The following is a 14,671-nucleotide window of genomic DNA, read 5'->3' on the forward strand; positions in this document are numbered from 1 at the left end:
GCGGGTAGGGTTCCTCTCGCCCATGCATCGCCTTCTCGTCGCCCTCCTCGCCGCCCTCGACGCCGTGCTGGCCGCCGCGGGCGGCATCGCGGTGATCCTCGCGCCCCTCGCACTGCTGTGGGTCTTCGGCATCGGCGACCCCGACTGGGGAGCGCTCTGGCCGGCCGCGGCGTCGATCTGGCATCTCGGCCACCTGGTGCCCGTGACGGTCACCCTGCCCGACGCGTACCTCGCGGCCACCGGCATCGACCCGACGTTCGCGTCGTTCACGGTGTCGCTCGCGCCGCTCGCCCTGGCGGCCTTCACGGCCCTGTTCGCCGCCCGCTCCGGAGCCCGCGCGGCCGCGGCCGGGGCGGCGCTCACCGGGTGGCTCTCGGGCTCGGTGGTCTTCGCGGGGATCGCAGCGCTCGTGGGGCTGAACGCCGACGCCGAGCTGGTGGCATCCGAGGTGTGGCTGGCGATTCTGCTGCCGTCGCTGCTGTTCTTCGTGCCGTCGTTCCTGGGCGCGCTCATCGGCGCTTGGCGCGTCGGCGACGACGGCCCGGTCGACGCCCTGCGGGCACGCGTCGGGCGGTTCCCGCACGCGTGGGCCGACGTTCCCGCGCTCGTCGCGAGGGGGCTCGCCTTCACCACCCTGGGAATCGCGGCCGTTGGCGGCGTCGTCGTCGTCGCGGGCCTGATCGCGCGCTCCGCTCAGGTCATCGGCCTGTACCAGGCGAGCAACGCGGATGCGATCGGCGCGACCGTCATCGCCCTCGGTCAGCTCATGTACCTGCCGACCCTGGTCGTGTGGGCGGTGGCGTTCACCGCCGGTCCCGGCTTCGCGCTGGGCACCGACACCGCCGTCACCCCGGCCGCGACGCAGGTCGGCGCGCTCCCCGGCATCCCGGTGCTCGGTGCCGTGCCGGATTCGACCTCCTCGTGGCTGCTGCTCCTCGCGCTGCTGCCGGTGGCCGTGGGAGTGCTGACCGGATGGTTGCTGCGATCCCGGATGCCGCGCACCGCCGGCCCCGAACCGTTCGGCCCGCGTCTTGTGGTGACACTCGCCGTCGCCGTGCTCACGGGCGGTGTCGGTGCGCTCGCCGCGCTCGCCGCCTCGGGCTCGATCGGACCCGGGCGTCTGGCCGACACGGGACCCGAGCCCGGTCCGCTCGCCCTCGCGCTCGGCCTCGAGGTGCTCGTCGGGCTCGCGATCCTGCTGCTGAGCCCTCGCGGGGGCGGGGACGACGACGTCTACGACGACCGGTACGACGTCGCCTCTCGCTCTGTCGACGACTCCGCATTCGTGGCGGCGGGCGCTCGTCCGAACCTGCCGTCGTGGTCCTCGACCGATCGGCATTCTGAGACATCGCCGGCGACGGCATCGTCGGGGTGGGGCCATCTGCCGGGGTGGGCCGCAGGCGAGACGGACCAGCTCGCCGACGCGCCGCCGGCGCGTACGACCCCGACCGCAGAGCCGTCGACTCTCAGCCCTCCGACGGGCGCCGAGCTGCGCGGGGATCCGTCGGACGAGACGGAACCGGCCGGCACGGGAGCGTCGACGAAGAAGCGGAAGACTCCGGCGAAGCCCGCGGACCTGCCGTCGGGCGAGCGGTCGGCGCCGTCCTCGGCACCGGATGCCGGTCCGGATGCCGCTTCGGATGACGACGACGATGTGCGCGCGCGCATTCGCGCCGCCTGGGCGGCGGCCGACGGCGACAGCGCGGACGACCCCGACCACCGGCACTGAGGGGCGACGGAGCGCACTCCGATCGCGACCCCGCGCGACCCTGTGAGCGACGACGCACCTGCGTAGACTGGGCCCGTGCTCACGGTCGCCGTTCTCATCTCCGGCACCGGCTCCAACCTCCGCGCCCTGCTCGAGGCGGCATCCGCCCCCGACTTCCCAGCGCGCGTGGTCGCGGTCGGTGCGGATCGCGAGGCCGACGGCTTCGCCCACGCCGAGCACTTCGGCATCCCGACCTTCCTCGTGCCCTACGGGGCGTTCGCGACTCGGGAGGAGTGGGGCGCCGAGCTCGGCGCGCAGCTCGCCGTCTGGCAGCCCGACCTCGTCGTCCTGAGCGGCCTCATGCGCCTGCTGCCCGCCGACCTCGTCGCCGCGTGGCAACCGCGCATGATCAACACGCATCCCGCGTACCTGCCCGAGTTCCCCGGCGCCCACGGGGTGCGCGACGCCCTCGCCGCGGGGGTCGAGCAGACCGGCGCGAGCGTCATCGTCGTCGACTCCGGCGTCGACACCGGCCCGATCCTCGCCCAGGAGCGCATCCCCGTCCTGCCCGGCGACGATGAGGACGCCCTGCACGAGCGCATCAAACCCGTCGAGCGACGCCTGCTGATCGACGTCGTCCGACGCATCGCCGAGGGCGAGCTCGACCTCGCCGCCACGGCATCCCGAACCGCCTGACCCGCCGGCGGGCGTCGGCCCGTCGTGCACCACGAACCCGACTCGAGACTCAGGAGCCGAAAGCCATGGCCGGACCCCGCCACGACCCCGCCGACTACCGTCCCCGCGACGTCGTCCCGATCCGCCGCGCGCTGGTGTCGGTGAGCGACAAGACCGGTCTCCTCCAGCTCGGTGAAGCGCTCGCCGCCGCCGGCGTCGAGATCGTCTCGACCGGCGGCTCCGCGACGCTGCTGCGTGAGGCCGGCTACGACGTCACCGACGTCTCGGGCGTCACCGGCTTCCCCGAGTCGCTCGACGGACGCGTGAAGACGCTGCACCCGAACGTGCACGCGGGCCTTCTCGCCGACCTGCGGCTGGCCTCGCACGAGGCGCAGCTCGACGAGCTCGGCATCCGTCCCTTCGAGCTCGTCGTGGTGAACCTGTATCCGTTCGTCGAGACCGTGGCATCCGGTGCCGAGGGCGACGACGTCGTGGAGCAGATCGACATCGGCGGCCCCGCCATGGTGCGCGCCTCGGCGAAGAACCACGCCAACGTCGCCATCGTCGTCTCGCCCGAGTCGTACCCGGCGATCATCGACGCCCTGCAGACGCAGGGCGGCACCACCCTCGTGCAGCGCCGCGAGCTCGCGGCCCGCGCCTTCTCGCACACCGCCGCGTACGACACCGCCGTGTCGACGTGGTTCGCCGAGGGCACGCTGGGTGACGACATCGATCTGCCCGCTCACCTCACCATCCAGGCCGAGCGCCTGTCGACGCTGCGCTACGGCGAGAACTCGCACCAGCGCGCCGCCATCTACTCGCGGGTCGGTGGCCACGGCATCGCCCAGGCCGCCCAACTGCAGGGTAAGGAGATGTCGTACAACAACTACGTCGACGCCGACGCCGCCCTCCGCGCCGCCTTCGACATGGTCAAGCCCGCGGTGGCGATCATCAAGCACGCGAACCCCTGCGGCATCGCCGTCGCGGCTCCCAACGCGCTCGACCCGATCGCCTCGGCGCACCTGCGCGCACACGAGTGCGACCCCGTGTCGGCGTTCGGTGGCGTCATCGCGGCCAACCGCACCGTGACGCTGAAGATGGCGGAGAACCTGCGCGACATCTTCACCGAGGTCATCATCGCGCCCGACTTCGAGCCCGAGGCGCTCGAGGTGTTCAAGCTGAAGAAGAACCTGCGCGTGCTGCGCCTGCCCGTCGACTGGCAGCAGGAGCGCATGGACGTGCGCCTGGTGTCGGGCGGCCTGCTGCTGCAGGACGCCGACCGGTTCCCCGACGACATCGAATCCGTCGCGAAGGACTGGGAGCTCGTCTCGGGCGAGCGTCCCGCCGAGGCCGACATGGAGAGCCTCATCTTCGCGTGGAAGTCGTGCCGCGCGGTGAAGTCGAACGCCATCGTGCTCGCCCAGGGCTCGGCCACGGTCGGCATCGGCATGGGACAGGTCAACCGCGTCGACTCGTGCCGCCTCGCGGTCGAGCGCGCCGGTGATCGCGCCGCCGGTTCGATCGCGGCATCCGATGCGTTCTTCCCCTTCGCCGACGGCCCGCAGGTGCTCATCGACGCCGGGATCTCGGCGATCATCCAGCCCGGCGGTTCGGTGCGGGATGCCGAGGTCATCGACGCCGCGCGCGCGGCCGGCGTGACCATGTTCTTCACGGGCGAGCGTCACTTCTTCCACTGACGCGTCGCTTCTGCACCGCCCTCGTGACTTCGGTCACGGGGGCGGTGTCGCGTGTGCGGGGGTGGGGGTGGCGCGGAGTGCTGCGGGGCGGGGGGCGGGGTGCTGCGGAGCGGGGTGCTGCGGAGTGGGGCGCGGCGGAGTGTGCGCTGGCAGGCGCCCGGCGCCCCGCGACGCATAAACACGATTTCTGCGCAGAAACACGTTCGCGGCGTGTTTATGCGCACGGATCGCGTTTATGCGTGGCGCGGTAGCGGGCCAACGGCCTCGAGGCGCTCATTGCTAGCGCCGCGATCGCGTTTGTGCGCGGGAGCGTCGAGGTGCCGTCCGGCGCGGGGTGCCTCGCGAGCTGCGTGAAAACGCACTGGCGCGGGAAGAGCAACGTGTCGGTGGGCATTTCTGATGAGGAGGGCGTTCCTCACCGCGGTGGCGCTGCGCGGGGCGTCCGCAGAAGCAGGCGCCCGGCGCCCCGCGACGCATAAACATGATTTCTGCGCAGAAACACGTTCGCGGCGTGTTTATGCGCACGGATCGCGTTTATGCGTGGCGCGGCAGCGGGCCAGTGGCCTCGGCGCTCATCGCTGGCGCCGCGATCGCGCTTGTCCGCGGGAGCGTCGAGGGCCGTGGGGCCTCAGGCGCTCATCGCGACGAGCTTCGCGATCGTCCTCGCATTGCGGGCGGTGCCGACGACCCCGAGTCGCTTCTCGAACCAGCCGGCCTGCAGCTTCGACCCGCCGATGCCCTCGGGATACCGCACGAACACCTCGCAGCCGTCGAGCACGGCTTCTTCGGGGATGCCGTCGGGCAGGGTGAGGGTCGGCGAGGACGGCCGGCGATCGAGGAACACGGTCTGCACCCATCGTCCCTCCGGTGCATCCGCGTAGGGGTTTCGCGACACGGTGTCGACGAGCTCCGCGTGCGTGCGCACGACGACGGGCAGATCGAAGCCGAATGCGCCGCGGACGGCTTCGCGGACCGCCCTCGCGATGTCGTCGGGGCCACGCCCGCCGGCATCGAGAACGACGTTTCCCGCCACTTGCAGCGTCTCGACCTCACCGAGACCCGCGGATGCCAGCACGTCCCGCAGCGCCGGCATCTTCAGGGCCGTGGGGCCTCCGACTCCGCGGATGAGGGCGACGGTGCGAGGCATGCTGCGACCCTATGCCGAGCGGGCGACCCGCCGCGAGAGCGCGGCGCGCCGGCTCCCGCGGTCAGGCGGAGTCGCGTCCGAGCGTCTCGAGCAGGCGCAGCCAGACCTCGCTGACCGTCGGGTAGGACGGTACGGCGTGCCAGAGGCGTTTCACGGGCACTTCGCCGACGATAGCGATCGTGGCGGAGTGCAGCAGTTCGGCGATGTCGGGGCCGACGAACGTGGCTCCCACGAGCACGCCGCGGTCGAGGTCGACGACCATGCGGGCCTTGCCGACGTACGCGTCGGACTGCTCGCTCGACCCGGCGATGCTGGCCAGGTCGTAATCGACGACCTTCGCGTTCAGCCCCTTCTTCTCGGCCTTCGCAGCAGTGAGACCGACGGATGCCACCTCGGGATCGGTGAACGTGACCTGGGGGACCGCGTCGTGATCGGCGGTGGCGACGTGCGCGCCCCACGGAGCGTCGTCGACGTCGGTGCCCTGCGCGCGGGCGGCGATCACGTCGCCGGCGGCACGGGCCTGGTACTTGCCCTGGTGCGTGAGCAGCGCGCGGTGATTGACGTCGCCCACCGCGTAGAGCCAATCGAAGCCGCGCACGAGCTGCGTGTCGTCGACGTCGAGCCAGGAGCCGGCCTCGAGGCCCACGGCATCCAGTCCGAGGTCTTGCGTGCGGGGCGTGCGACCGACCGCGACGAGAACCTCATCGGCCGTGACGGTCGTGCCGTCGGACAGTTCGAGCACGACGCGGCCGTCGTCGTCGCGGCGGGCGGCGGTGGTGTCGGCGCCTGTCTTGACCGTGACGCCGCGTCCGCGCAGCGAGGTCGCCACGAGCTCGCCCGCGAACGGCTCGTTGCCTCCGAGGAGGCCCGAGCGCGCGATGATCGTGACGTCGGACCCGAGGCTCTGGAACGCCGTCGCCATCTCGGCTCCGACGACGCCCCCGCCGATGATGGCGAGCGAGCCGGGGATCTGCTCGACCGCGGTGGCCTCGCGGCTCGTCCAGGGGGAGACGTCGGCGAGGCCCGGGATGTCGGGCAGCAGCGCGGCCGAACCCGTGCAGACGGCCACCGCGTGGCGCGCGACGAGGTCGGTGGTGGTGCCATCGGCCGCCGTGACGCGCACGGTCTTCTCGCCCGTGAGGGTGCCGTGGCCGCGCACGAGGTCGATGCCCGCGCCCTGGAGCCACTCGACCTGGCCGGAGTCGTCGTAATTGCTGGTCATGGTGTCGCGGCGGCGCAGGACGGCCTCGACGTCGAGGTCGCCGGTGACGGCCTGCTTCGCTCCGTCGACGTCGCGCGCGGCACGCAGAGCGGCGGCGCTGCGCAGCAGGGCCTTCGACGGCATACACGCCCAGTACGAGCACTCTCCGCCCACGAGCTCGGACTCGACGATGGCGGCGGTGAGGCCCGCCTGCACGGCGTGGTCGGCGACGTTCTCGCCGACGGGTCCGGCACCGATGACGATGAGGTCGTATTCGCGTTCGGTCATGCTGCACACGCTACCCACGGCGTCCGACATCGCGCGGGGGTTGCGCTGTCGCGGTCGGCGCCCGACGGGATCGCCGCCCCGGGAAGGGAGGAGATCCGCGGAGCGGAGGGTGGATCCGCGCTTCCCCGTCCTCCGCTCCCCGGAACTCCTCCCCCCACGCAGAGTGCGAGGTCACGCGGCCCCTCACCCGAAGGAACGCCCCGAACGAACGCCCACCCGACCGGACGCCCACCCGAACGAACGCCCCGCGCACCGCGCCCGATCGCGGAGGGCAGGCCCGCGCCCGCACACGGGCGGGGCAGGACCGCGGTCGCACACGGGCGAGGGCAGCCGGCGCCCGCACACGGGAACCCGAGTGAACCGCATCCTGAGCGAACGCTGCAAGGCCTTGACCGTCTTTTCTGAACCGGTTTAGAGTCGGACTTACTGAACCGGTTTAGACCGCAGCGATGACACGACGAGGTGACGGATGACGAACGACACGCGACCCACCATCGCCGACGTCGCGCGCCGCGCCGGCGTCAGCAAAGGCTTGGTGTCATTCGCCCTCAACGGCCGCGCCGGCGTCGCCCCCGACACCCGCGACCGCATCCTCTCTGTCGCCGCCGACATGGGTTTCAGCCCCAGTCTGCGCGCCCGCTCGCTGAGCGTGGGGCGTGCGTTCGCGTGCGGCCTGGTCATCGGCCGCAGCCCCGACGTGATCGCGGCCGACCCCTTCTTCCCCTCGTTCATCGCCGGTGTCGAAGACGAGTTCTCGGTCTCGGGCCAGGTGCTCGTGCTCGCCGCCGCCACCCCCGGCCGCCAAGAGGAGGAGACCTACCGCGGTCTCGTCGCCGACCGCCGTGTCGACGGCGTCATCCTCTCCGACCTCCGCGCCGACGACGCGCGCGTCCCGCTGGTGGCGAGCCTCGGCATCGCCGCGGTGACGCTCGGCGTGCCCGACGTCGACAGCCCCTTCACCTCGGTCTCCATCGACGACGGCGCGGGTATCCGCCTGGCCGTCGACCACCTCGCCGACCTCGGCCACACCGACGTCGCGCACGTCGCCGGCCCCGCCACGATGCTGCACGGGCGCACACGCACGGCGGCGTTCGAAGCGGCGGCGGCGGCCCGCGGCATCCGGTCCCGTGTCGTGGCGACCGACTTCAGCGCCGCCGACGGCGCGCGGGCGACCGATGCGCTGCTGGATGCCGGGAACCTCCCGACCGCGATCGTCTACTCGAACGACAACATGGCCATCGCCGGTCTCGGCCGCGCGCAGCGTCGCGGTCTCGTCGTGCCCCGCGACCTCTCGATCACCGGGTTCGACGACGCCGAGATCGGCCGCCATCTCTTCCCGGCGCTCACCAGCGTCGCCACCGACGCCCGGGGATGGGGGGCCGCGGCCGCCCGTGCCCTGCTCGCCGCCACCACGGGCGCGGCGTCCGAGGCCCTCATGCTCCCTGACCCCCGATTGATCGTCCGCGCCTCCACCGGGGCGCCGCCGACCGCTTGACTCACCGCGGAACGACCCGCACTCACAAGGAGGAAGACATGCGACGACGCATTCTCGCCACAGCAGCAGCCGCCACCGGCATCCTGGCCCTCTCCGCCTGCAGCGGCGGGGGAGGGGGAGCGGGCGGCATGGACGCCCGCGGCCCCATCACCATCTGGTACTCCAACAACGACGCCGAGATCGCGTGGGGCGAGCAGATGGTCGAGGCCTGGAACAGCGCCAACCCCGACCAGCAGGTCACCGCGCAGGAGATCCCCGCCGGCTCCTCGAGCGAAGAGGTCATCGGCGCGGCGATCACCGCCGGCAACGCGCCGTGCCTGATCTTCAACACCTCGCCCGCCGCCGTGCCCGGGTTCCAGCGTCAGGGCGGGCTCGTCAACCTGTCGGAGTTCCCCGACGGTGAGCAGTACATCACCGACCGCAGCGGCGACCTGGCCGACCAGTACCGCTCCGACGACGGCGGCTTCTACCAGCTGCCGTGGAAGAGCAACCCCGTCATGATCTTCTACAACAAGGATCTCTTCGCCCAGGCCGGGCTCGACCCCGAGAACCCGCAGCTGTCGACCTACGACGAGTTCCTGCAGACGGCGCGGACGCTGAAGTCCGCGGGGGTTTCGCCCTACGCCATCAACCCGGCGCCCACGAGCGAGTTCTTCCAGTCGTGGTTCGACTTCTACCCGCTGTACGCGGCGCAGACCGGCGGCTCCCAGCTCGTGCAGGACGGTCAGGCGACTTTCGACGATGCGAACGGCGAAGCGGTGGCCGATTTCTGGCGCACCGTCTACAGCGAGCAGCTCGCCGGCAACGAGCAGTACCAGGGCGACGCGTTCGCCGACGCTCAGGCCGCCATGGCGATCGTCGGGCCCTGGGCCATCTCGGTCTACCAGGACAAGGTCAACTGGGGTTCCGTGCCCGTGCCGACCGAAGAGGGCACGGCGGCCGACGAGACGTGGACCTTCAGCGACGCGAAGAACGTCGGACTGTTCACCGCGTGCGAGAACAAGGCCACCGCATGGGACGTCCTGAAGTTCGCCACGAGCGAGGAGCAGGACGGCACCTGGCTGGAGGAGACCGGCCAGATGCCGCTCCGCCAGAACCTGACCGACACGTACGCCGACTACTTCTCGGCCAACCCGGCCTACCAGCAGTTCGGCGACCAGGCCGCGCGCACCGTCGAGGTGCCCAACGTGCAGAACTCCGTCGAGATCTGGCAGACGTTCCGAGACGGCTACTCGAAGGCGGTCATCTTCGGCGAGGGAGACGTGTCGTCGTTCCTCTCGGATGCCAAGACCCAGATCGACCAGCTGGCGGCGGGGAACTGACATGACGACGTCCGTCGCCGGCACGGCCGGCCGCACCGGGGGCGACCCCGGTCGGCCGGGCCGTGCGGCGGGCACGGAGACCTCGGCCAAGACGCGACGTCGCCCGTTCGGGGCTCAGCCGCTCGGCATCCTGTTCTCCGCCCCGTACCTGATCTTCATCGGGGTCGTCTTCGCGTACCCGATCATCTTCGCGGTGTGGATGTCGTTCCACGACTACTTCTTCACCGCCCCCGGCGCCAACGTCGAGCGCCCGTTCGTCGGGTTCGACAACTACGTCACCGCCCTCACCGACCCCGCCGTGTGGCGGGCGTTCGGCAACGTCGGCATCTTCCTGCTCATCAACGTGCCGCTCACGGTGGTGCTGTCGATCCTGCTGGCCACGGCGCTGGACCGCGTGGTGCGCGCCCGCACCTTCTTCCGCGTCGCGTTCTACGTGCCCTATGTCACGGCATCCGTCGCCGTCGTCGCCGTGTGGCTGTTCCTCTTCTCGAACACGGGCCTGGTCAACAACGTGCTCGGGCCCCTCGCGCCGAGCCCGTCGTGGCTGGTCAACTCGGCGCTGGCGATGCCCACGATCGCCCTGTTCGTCACGTGGAAGGGGCTGGGTTTCTACATCCTGCTGTACCTCGCCGCGCTGCAGAACGTGCCACGCGAGCTGTACGAGTCCGTCGGGGTCGACGGCGGCGGACGCATCCGTCAGTTCTTCACGGTCACGGTGCCCGGGGTGCGGCCGGCGACGTTCCTCGTCGTGCTGCTGTCGACCATCACGGGCGCGAACCTCTTCACCGAGCCCTACCTGCTCACGAGCGGCGGCGGACCCAACGGTGCGTCCACGTCGCCCGTGCTCCTCGTCTACCAGAAGGGCATCGAGCAGCAGAACCCCGACGTGGCCGCGGCCATCGGCGTGGTGCTCATCATCTTCGTGCTCATCATCGCGCTGCTGCAGCGCCGGTTCGTCGGACGGGAGGAATCATGAGAAGCAAGATCGCCACCTACGGTGTGCTGACCGTCGGCGCGCTCGCCTTCCTGTTCCCCTTCTATTACATGATCGCGGGTTCGCTGCAGACGAGCCCCGACACCTCGATCGCGGGGGCCTTCCCGCATCCGTCGAACCTGACGGTGGAGAACTACACCGCGATCGACGGGCGCATCAACCTGCTGCAGGGCCTGGTGAACTCGGGCATCTTCACCGGCGGGGTGATCCTCGGCACTCTCGTGTTCGGCGTCCTCGCCGGGTACGCGCTCGCGGTGCTGAAGTGGCGCGGACGCTCGGCCACCTTCGCCCTCGTGCTGCTCGTGCAGGTGATCCCGTTCCAGCTGCTGATGATCCCGCTCTACGTCATGATCGCGCGCGACTACGGCCTGAGCGACAGCTACCTGGGGATGATCCTGCCGTTCTTCATCAACTCCACGGCCGTTGTGATCTTCCGCCAGTACTTCCTGCAGCTGCCCAAGGAGCTCTTCGACGCCGCCCGCATCGACGGCGCGAACGAGTTCCGGCTGCTCTGGAGCGTCGCGCTGCCGCTGGTGCGCCCCGCCCTGCTCACCGCGGTGCTGCTGACCTTCATCGGCCCGTGGAACGAGTTCCTCTGGCCGTTCCTCATCACGAAGGAAGCGGCGATGCAGCCGCTGGCGGTGTCGCTGGCGAACTTCATCTCCAACATCGCGGCATCCACCGCCAACCCCTTCGGCGCGATGATGGCCGGCGCCGTCGTGCTCGCCGCCCCCGCTGTGGCGCTGTTCCTGATCTTCCAGCGCTACTTCACCTCGAACGACCTCGGATCCGGAGTGAAAGGATGACAATGACCCCCGAATCCCCCGTCCCCTACCGCCTCACGCGCGTCGGGGTGGTGATGACCCCCGAGCCCGGCAACGCCGACGAGGCCGAGGGCGTGCTGAACCCGGCATCCGGTCGCGGTCCCGACGGCCAGCTGTATCTGCTGCCGCGTCTGGTGTCCGCCGGGAACGTCTCGCGCGTCGGGATCGCCCGCGTGATCGTCGAGGACGGCGTGCCCGTCTCGGTCGAACGCGAGGGCGTCGTGCTGCAGCCCGACCGCGGGTGGGAGCGCGGCGTCGGCAATGCCGGCACCGAAGACCCGCGCACGACGTGGATCGAGGCGCTGGGCCTTCACGTCATGACGTACGTCGCGTACGGCCCGCTCGGCCCTCGCACGGCCGTCGCCGTGTCGGAGGACCTCCGCGAGTGGCGACGCCTGGGGCCGGCGATGTTCCGGTACCAGGACGACTTGGACATGGACCTCAACCTGTTCCACAACAAAGACACGGTGTTCTTCCCCGAGCCGGTCACCGCCCCCGACGGGACGGAGGCGCTGGCGGTGCTGCACCGACCGATGTGGGACCTCGGTGAGACCAAGCCCGGCCAGGGCGTGCGCGTCCCCGCCGGCGTCGACGACGAGCGCCAGTCGATCTGGATCAGCTACATCCCGCTGGCGGCCGTGCGCGACGACCTCTCGGTACTCGCCCTGTGGGAGCAGCATCGCTTCGTCGCGGGGCCGCAGTACCCGTTCGAAGAGCTGAAGATCGGCGGGGGACCGCCGCCGCTGCGCATCCCCGAGGGGTGGCTCGTGCTGCACCACGGGGTGACCGGCGTGATCGACGGCGCGTTCTCGCAGCAGCAGAAGGTCAACTACGCGGCCGGGGCATTGATCCTGGATGCCGAAGACCCCAGCCGCGTCATCGCGCGCACGCCCGAGCCGCTCCTTGCCCCCGAGACCGACGATGAGCGCAGCGGAATCGTGCCCAACGTCGTGTTCCCGACGGCGATCGAGGAGATCGGCGGCCGCCACTTCGTGTTCTACGGCATGGCGGACTCGAAGATCGGCGTCGCCCTGCTCGAACGCACCGACTGAGCGCCGTGCCGCGCCCGGTGCCGTGACGGCTCGGGCGCGGCGCGGGTCAGTCGTCCGCCCGGACCGCTCCGCCGGTCCGGGCGCAACGCCGGAGATGTCGGCATCCGTTCGCCACGATGCCGCGGTCGCCCCTTACGGATGGCACCGATCTCCTGCACTATGAACCTCCATCGAAAGGATCCCCCCATGAACGCACGACGAAGTGCGCGCATCACGGCGGTGCTGGGCACTGCCGCCCTCGCCGTGTCGCTGACGGCCGTCCCGGCCGCGGCCGCCACCGCCTCGACCGGCGCGCTGACGAACCTCGACCACCTCGATTTCCTCCTGGACGAGGCGACGCCCCCCGCCGACGTCGCAGGACACTCGACGTACCGCCAGGCCGAGGAGCCCACGCTCCTCGCCCCGTGGACCTACGCCGACGCCCGCGACGGGGGTACCTTCGAGCGCGTGGGCGGCGGTCCTCTCGATTCCGCCACAGGCGACTGGGGTCAGGGCGCCTACAACGCCGACGACAACACCCGCGCCGCCGTCGTCTACACGCGGCACTGGGAGCTGACCGGTGACACGGACAGCCGCCAGAAGGCGTACGAACTGCTGCGCACCGTCGCCTACCACCAGACGACCGAGGGCCCCTCCGCCGGAAACGTCGTGCTCTGGATGCAGCCGGACGGCGAGCTCAACCCCTCGGCCGAGCCGATCGAGCTCCCCGATCCCTCCGACTCCGGGCCCAGCTACTGGACCGCGCGCACCGTCTGGGCCCTCGGCGAGGGCTACGCCGCCTTCGCCGACGACGACCCCGCGTTCGCCGCCTTCCTCAAGGAGCGTCTCGCCCTCTCGCGCGGCGCGATCGAGCGCGACGTCCTGTCGAAATACGGCCAATACGTCGAGTCCGATGGCATGAGGGTGCCCGCGTGGCTCATCACCGACGGCGCCGACGCCTCCGCCGAGGCCGTTCTCGGGCTCGTCGCCGCCGTGAGGGCGGGCGACGACACCTCGGCCACCGCGGCGCGTCAGCTCGCCGAGGGCGTCGCCGCCATGGCATCCGGATCCCCCCGCCAGTGGCCCTACGGCGCCGTCCTGCCCTGGGCGCAGTCGCCCGCGATCTGGCACGCGTGGGGCTCGCAGATGCCCGCCGCGCTCGCCGTGGCCGGCGACCTGTTCGACGACGACGCGCTCGTCGAGCCGGCGATCACGGATGCCACGAGCTTCACCACGACCCTCCTCACCGCCGGCGGACCCGACAACGGCTGGAACCCCAGCCCCACGGACCGTGTGCAGATCGCCTATGGCGCCGACTCGCGCGTGCAGTCGCTGCTCGCCCTCGCCGACACCACCGGCTCCGACGCCTTCGCGCAGCTCGCGGGCCTTCAGGCCGCCTGGTTCTTCGGCGCCAACCACGCCGGGGCGCAGATGTACGACCCGGCCACCGGTGTCACCTATGACGGCCTGCAGCCCGACGGCACCGTCAACCGCAACAGCGGCGCGGAGTCGACCATCCACGGCCTGCTCACCGCCCTCGCGCTCGATGCGCACCCGGCGGTCGCCGCCCGCGCCACGGCCCTGACCGCCGTCGACAGCCGCGTCGGGCTGGAGTACGTCGAGGCCGAGGACGCCACCCGCACCGACGGCACGGTCTTCACCCCCGAGTCGTCGTGGACGGGGGAGTCGAGCTGGTCGGGCGACGGCCTGACGCTGCAGCCGCGCCAGAGCGCCACATGGGACCTCGGCGCCTCCGATGTGCGCCGGTGGGTCGAACCCGTCGTGAAGACCGAGCCGGGCGTCACGACGACCTCGACCTGGCGCAACGGCGGCCTGCTGAACGTCACCGGGCCCGCGCAGGGGATCTCGCCCACGCCCGGGGCACTGCTGCCCTACCGGCTGATCGCTCCCGTGTCGGGCACGGACGTGCGCGTCACGGCCCTGCGCGGAGACCTGACGCTCGACGGCCTCATCGTGCGCCCGTGGATCTCGCGTCTCGTCCTGGGCGGCGACGCCCGCGGGGAGCTCGTGCACTCCAGCGCCATCGCTCCGCAGCGCACGACGATCGGCGCCGACGGCGTGCCGTCGACGGTGAAGGTGTACAACGCCTCGGGTTCGCTCCTGCGCACGACGTCGACGGACGGCGTGGTCGCGGTGGTGGTGCGCGCCGGCGGGTTCGCCATCGCGGAAGGGTGATCCCTCCGGGGTGAGTCGCCGGCACGGCGCCGGTCAGGTCGATCGCGACCCGGCCGGCGCCGTCACGTTTCGGGATGCCGTGGTCCTCGACAC

General features: G+C 71.3%; 11 protein-coding genes. 9 read left to right on the forward strand and 2 right to left on the reverse strand.

What is annotated here, in order from left to right; all coding sequences use genetic code 11:
* Positions 1-22: 22 nt before the first annotated feature.
* From QRO03_RS00510 to purH, 3 genes are all read left to right on the forward strand, one after another.
* On the forward strand, positions 23-1,729 hold the full coding sequence (locus QRO03_RS00510) for a cell division protein PerM (protein WP_285135569.1): 1,707 nt from the start codon (positions 23-25) through the stop codon (positions 1,727-1,729).
* Positions 1,730-1,804: 75 nt separating this feature from the next.
* Positions 1,805-2,404: a phosphoribosylglycinamide formyltransferase gene (purN, locus tag QRO03_RS00515; protein WP_285135570.1), complete on the forward strand. Its 600-nt coding sequence runs from the start codon at positions 1,805-1,807 to the stop codon at positions 2,402-2,404.
* Positions 2,405-2,469: 65 nt separating this feature from the next.
* Positions 2,470-4,080, forward strand: coding sequence for a bifunctional phosphoribosylaminoimidazolecarboxamide formyltransferase/IMP cyclohydrolase (gene purH / locus QRO03_RS00520; protein WP_285135571.1), 1,611 nt, complete (start codon positions 2,470-2,472; stop codon positions 4,078-4,080).
* A gap of 628 nt (positions 4,081-4,708) precedes the next feature.
* Here purH and QRO03_RS00525 read toward each other — a convergent pair.
* Positions 4,709-5,227 carry a DUF1697 domain-containing protein gene (locus tag QRO03_RS00525; RefSeq protein WP_285135572.1) on the reverse strand — a complete coding sequence of 173 codons (519 nt, stop codon included), beginning with the start codon at positions 5,225-5,227 and terminating at the stop codon, positions 4,709-4,711.
* A 61-nt stretch (positions 5,228-5,288) separates the two neighbouring features.
* Positions 5,289-6,716, reverse strand: coding sequence for a dihydrolipoyl dehydrogenase family protein (locus QRO03_RS00530; RefSeq protein ID WP_285135573.1), 1,428 nt, complete (start codon positions 6,714-6,716; stop codon positions 5,289-5,291).
* A 469-nt stretch (positions 6,717-7,185) separates the two neighbouring features.
* Here QRO03_RS00530 and QRO03_RS00535 point away from each other — a divergent pair, with 469 nt between their 5' ends.
* The 6 genes from QRO03_RS00535 (at position 7,186) to QRO03_RS00560 (ending at position 14,578) form a co-directional block, all read left to right on the forward strand.
* On the forward strand, positions 7,186-8,211 hold the full coding sequence (locus tag QRO03_RS00535) for a LacI family DNA-binding transcriptional regulator (RefSeq protein WP_285135574.1): 1,026 nt from the start codon (positions 7,186-7,188) through the stop codon (positions 8,209-8,211).
* 38 nt (positions 8,212-8,249) lie between these two features.
* Positions 8,250-9,533 (forward strand): extracellular solute-binding protein, encoded by a 1,284-nt coding sequence (locus QRO03_RS00540; protein ID WP_285135575.1) that lies wholly within the window; start codon positions 8,250-8,252, stop codon positions 9,531-9,533.
* Position 9,534: 1 nt separating this feature from the next.
* On the forward strand, positions 9,535-10,509 hold the full coding sequence (locus QRO03_RS00545) for a carbohydrate ABC transporter permease (RefSeq protein WP_285135576.1): 975 nt from the start codon (positions 9,535-9,537) through the stop codon (positions 10,507-10,509).
* Entirely contained in the window at positions 10,506-11,333 is an 828-nt protein-coding gene (locus QRO03_RS00550; RefSeq protein WP_285135577.1) for a carbohydrate ABC transporter permease, read from the forward strand. Before QRO03_RS00545 ends, QRO03_RS00550 begins: the two co-directional genes overlap by 4 nt.
* A gap of 2 nt (positions 11,334-11,335) precedes the next feature.
* On the forward strand, positions 11,336-12,403 hold the full coding sequence (locus tag QRO03_RS00555; protein WP_285135578.1) for a glycoside hydrolase family 130 protein: 1,068 nt from the start codon (positions 11,336-11,338) through the stop codon (positions 12,401-12,403).
* A 186-nt stretch (positions 12,404-12,589) separates the two neighbouring features.
* Entirely contained in the window at positions 12,590-14,578 is a 1,989-nt protein-coding gene (locus QRO03_RS00560; RefSeq protein WP_285135579.1) for a hypothetical protein, read from the forward strand.
* Positions 14,579-14,671: the final 93 nt, after the last annotated feature.

The sequence above is a fragment of the Microbacterium sp. lyk4-40-TSB-66 genome (assembly GCF_030209475.1).
Classification (GTDB): domain Bacteria; phylum Actinomycetota; class Actinomycetes; order Actinomycetales; family Microbacteriaceae; genus Microbacterium.

Coding starts and splice junctions, on each gene's coding strand:
- QRO03_RS00545 (WP_285135576.1), top strand. CDS start 9,535: ATGACGACGTCCGTCGCCGGCACGGCCGGCCGCACCGGGGGCGACCCC.
- QRO03_RS00525 (WP_285135572.1), bottom strand. CDS start 5,227: ATGCCTCGCACCGTCGCCCTCATCCGCGGAGTCGGAGGCCCCACGGCC.
- QRO03_RS00535 (WP_285135574.1), top strand. CDS start 7,186: ATGACGAACGACACGCGACCCACCATCGCCGACGTCGCGCGCCGCGCC.
- QRO03_RS00550 (WP_285135577.1), top strand. CDS start 10,506: ATGAGAAGCAAGATCGCCACCTACGGTGTGCTGACCGTCGGCGCGCTC.
- QRO03_RS00555 (WP_285135578.1), top strand. CDS start 11,336: ATGACCCCCGAATCCCCCGTCCCCTACCGCCTCACGCGCGTCGGGGTG.
- QRO03_RS00540 (WP_285135575.1), top strand. CDS start 8,250: ATGCGACGACGCATTCTCGCCACAGCAGCAGCCGCCACCGGCATCCTG.
- purH (WP_285135571.1), top strand. CDS start 2,470: ATGGCCGGACCCCGCCACGACCCCGCCGACTACCGTCCCCGCGACGTC.
- QRO03_RS00530 (WP_285135573.1), bottom strand. CDS start 6,716: ATGACCGAACGCGAATACGACCTCATCGTCATCGGTGCCGGACCCGTC.
- QRO03_RS00510 (WP_285135569.1), top strand. CDS start 23: ATGCATCGCCTTCTCGTCGCCCTCCTCGCCGCCCTCGACGCCGTGCTG.
- QRO03_RS00560 (WP_285135579.1), top strand. CDS start 12,590: ATGAACGCACGACGAAGTGCGCGCATCACGGCGGTGCTGGGCACTGCC.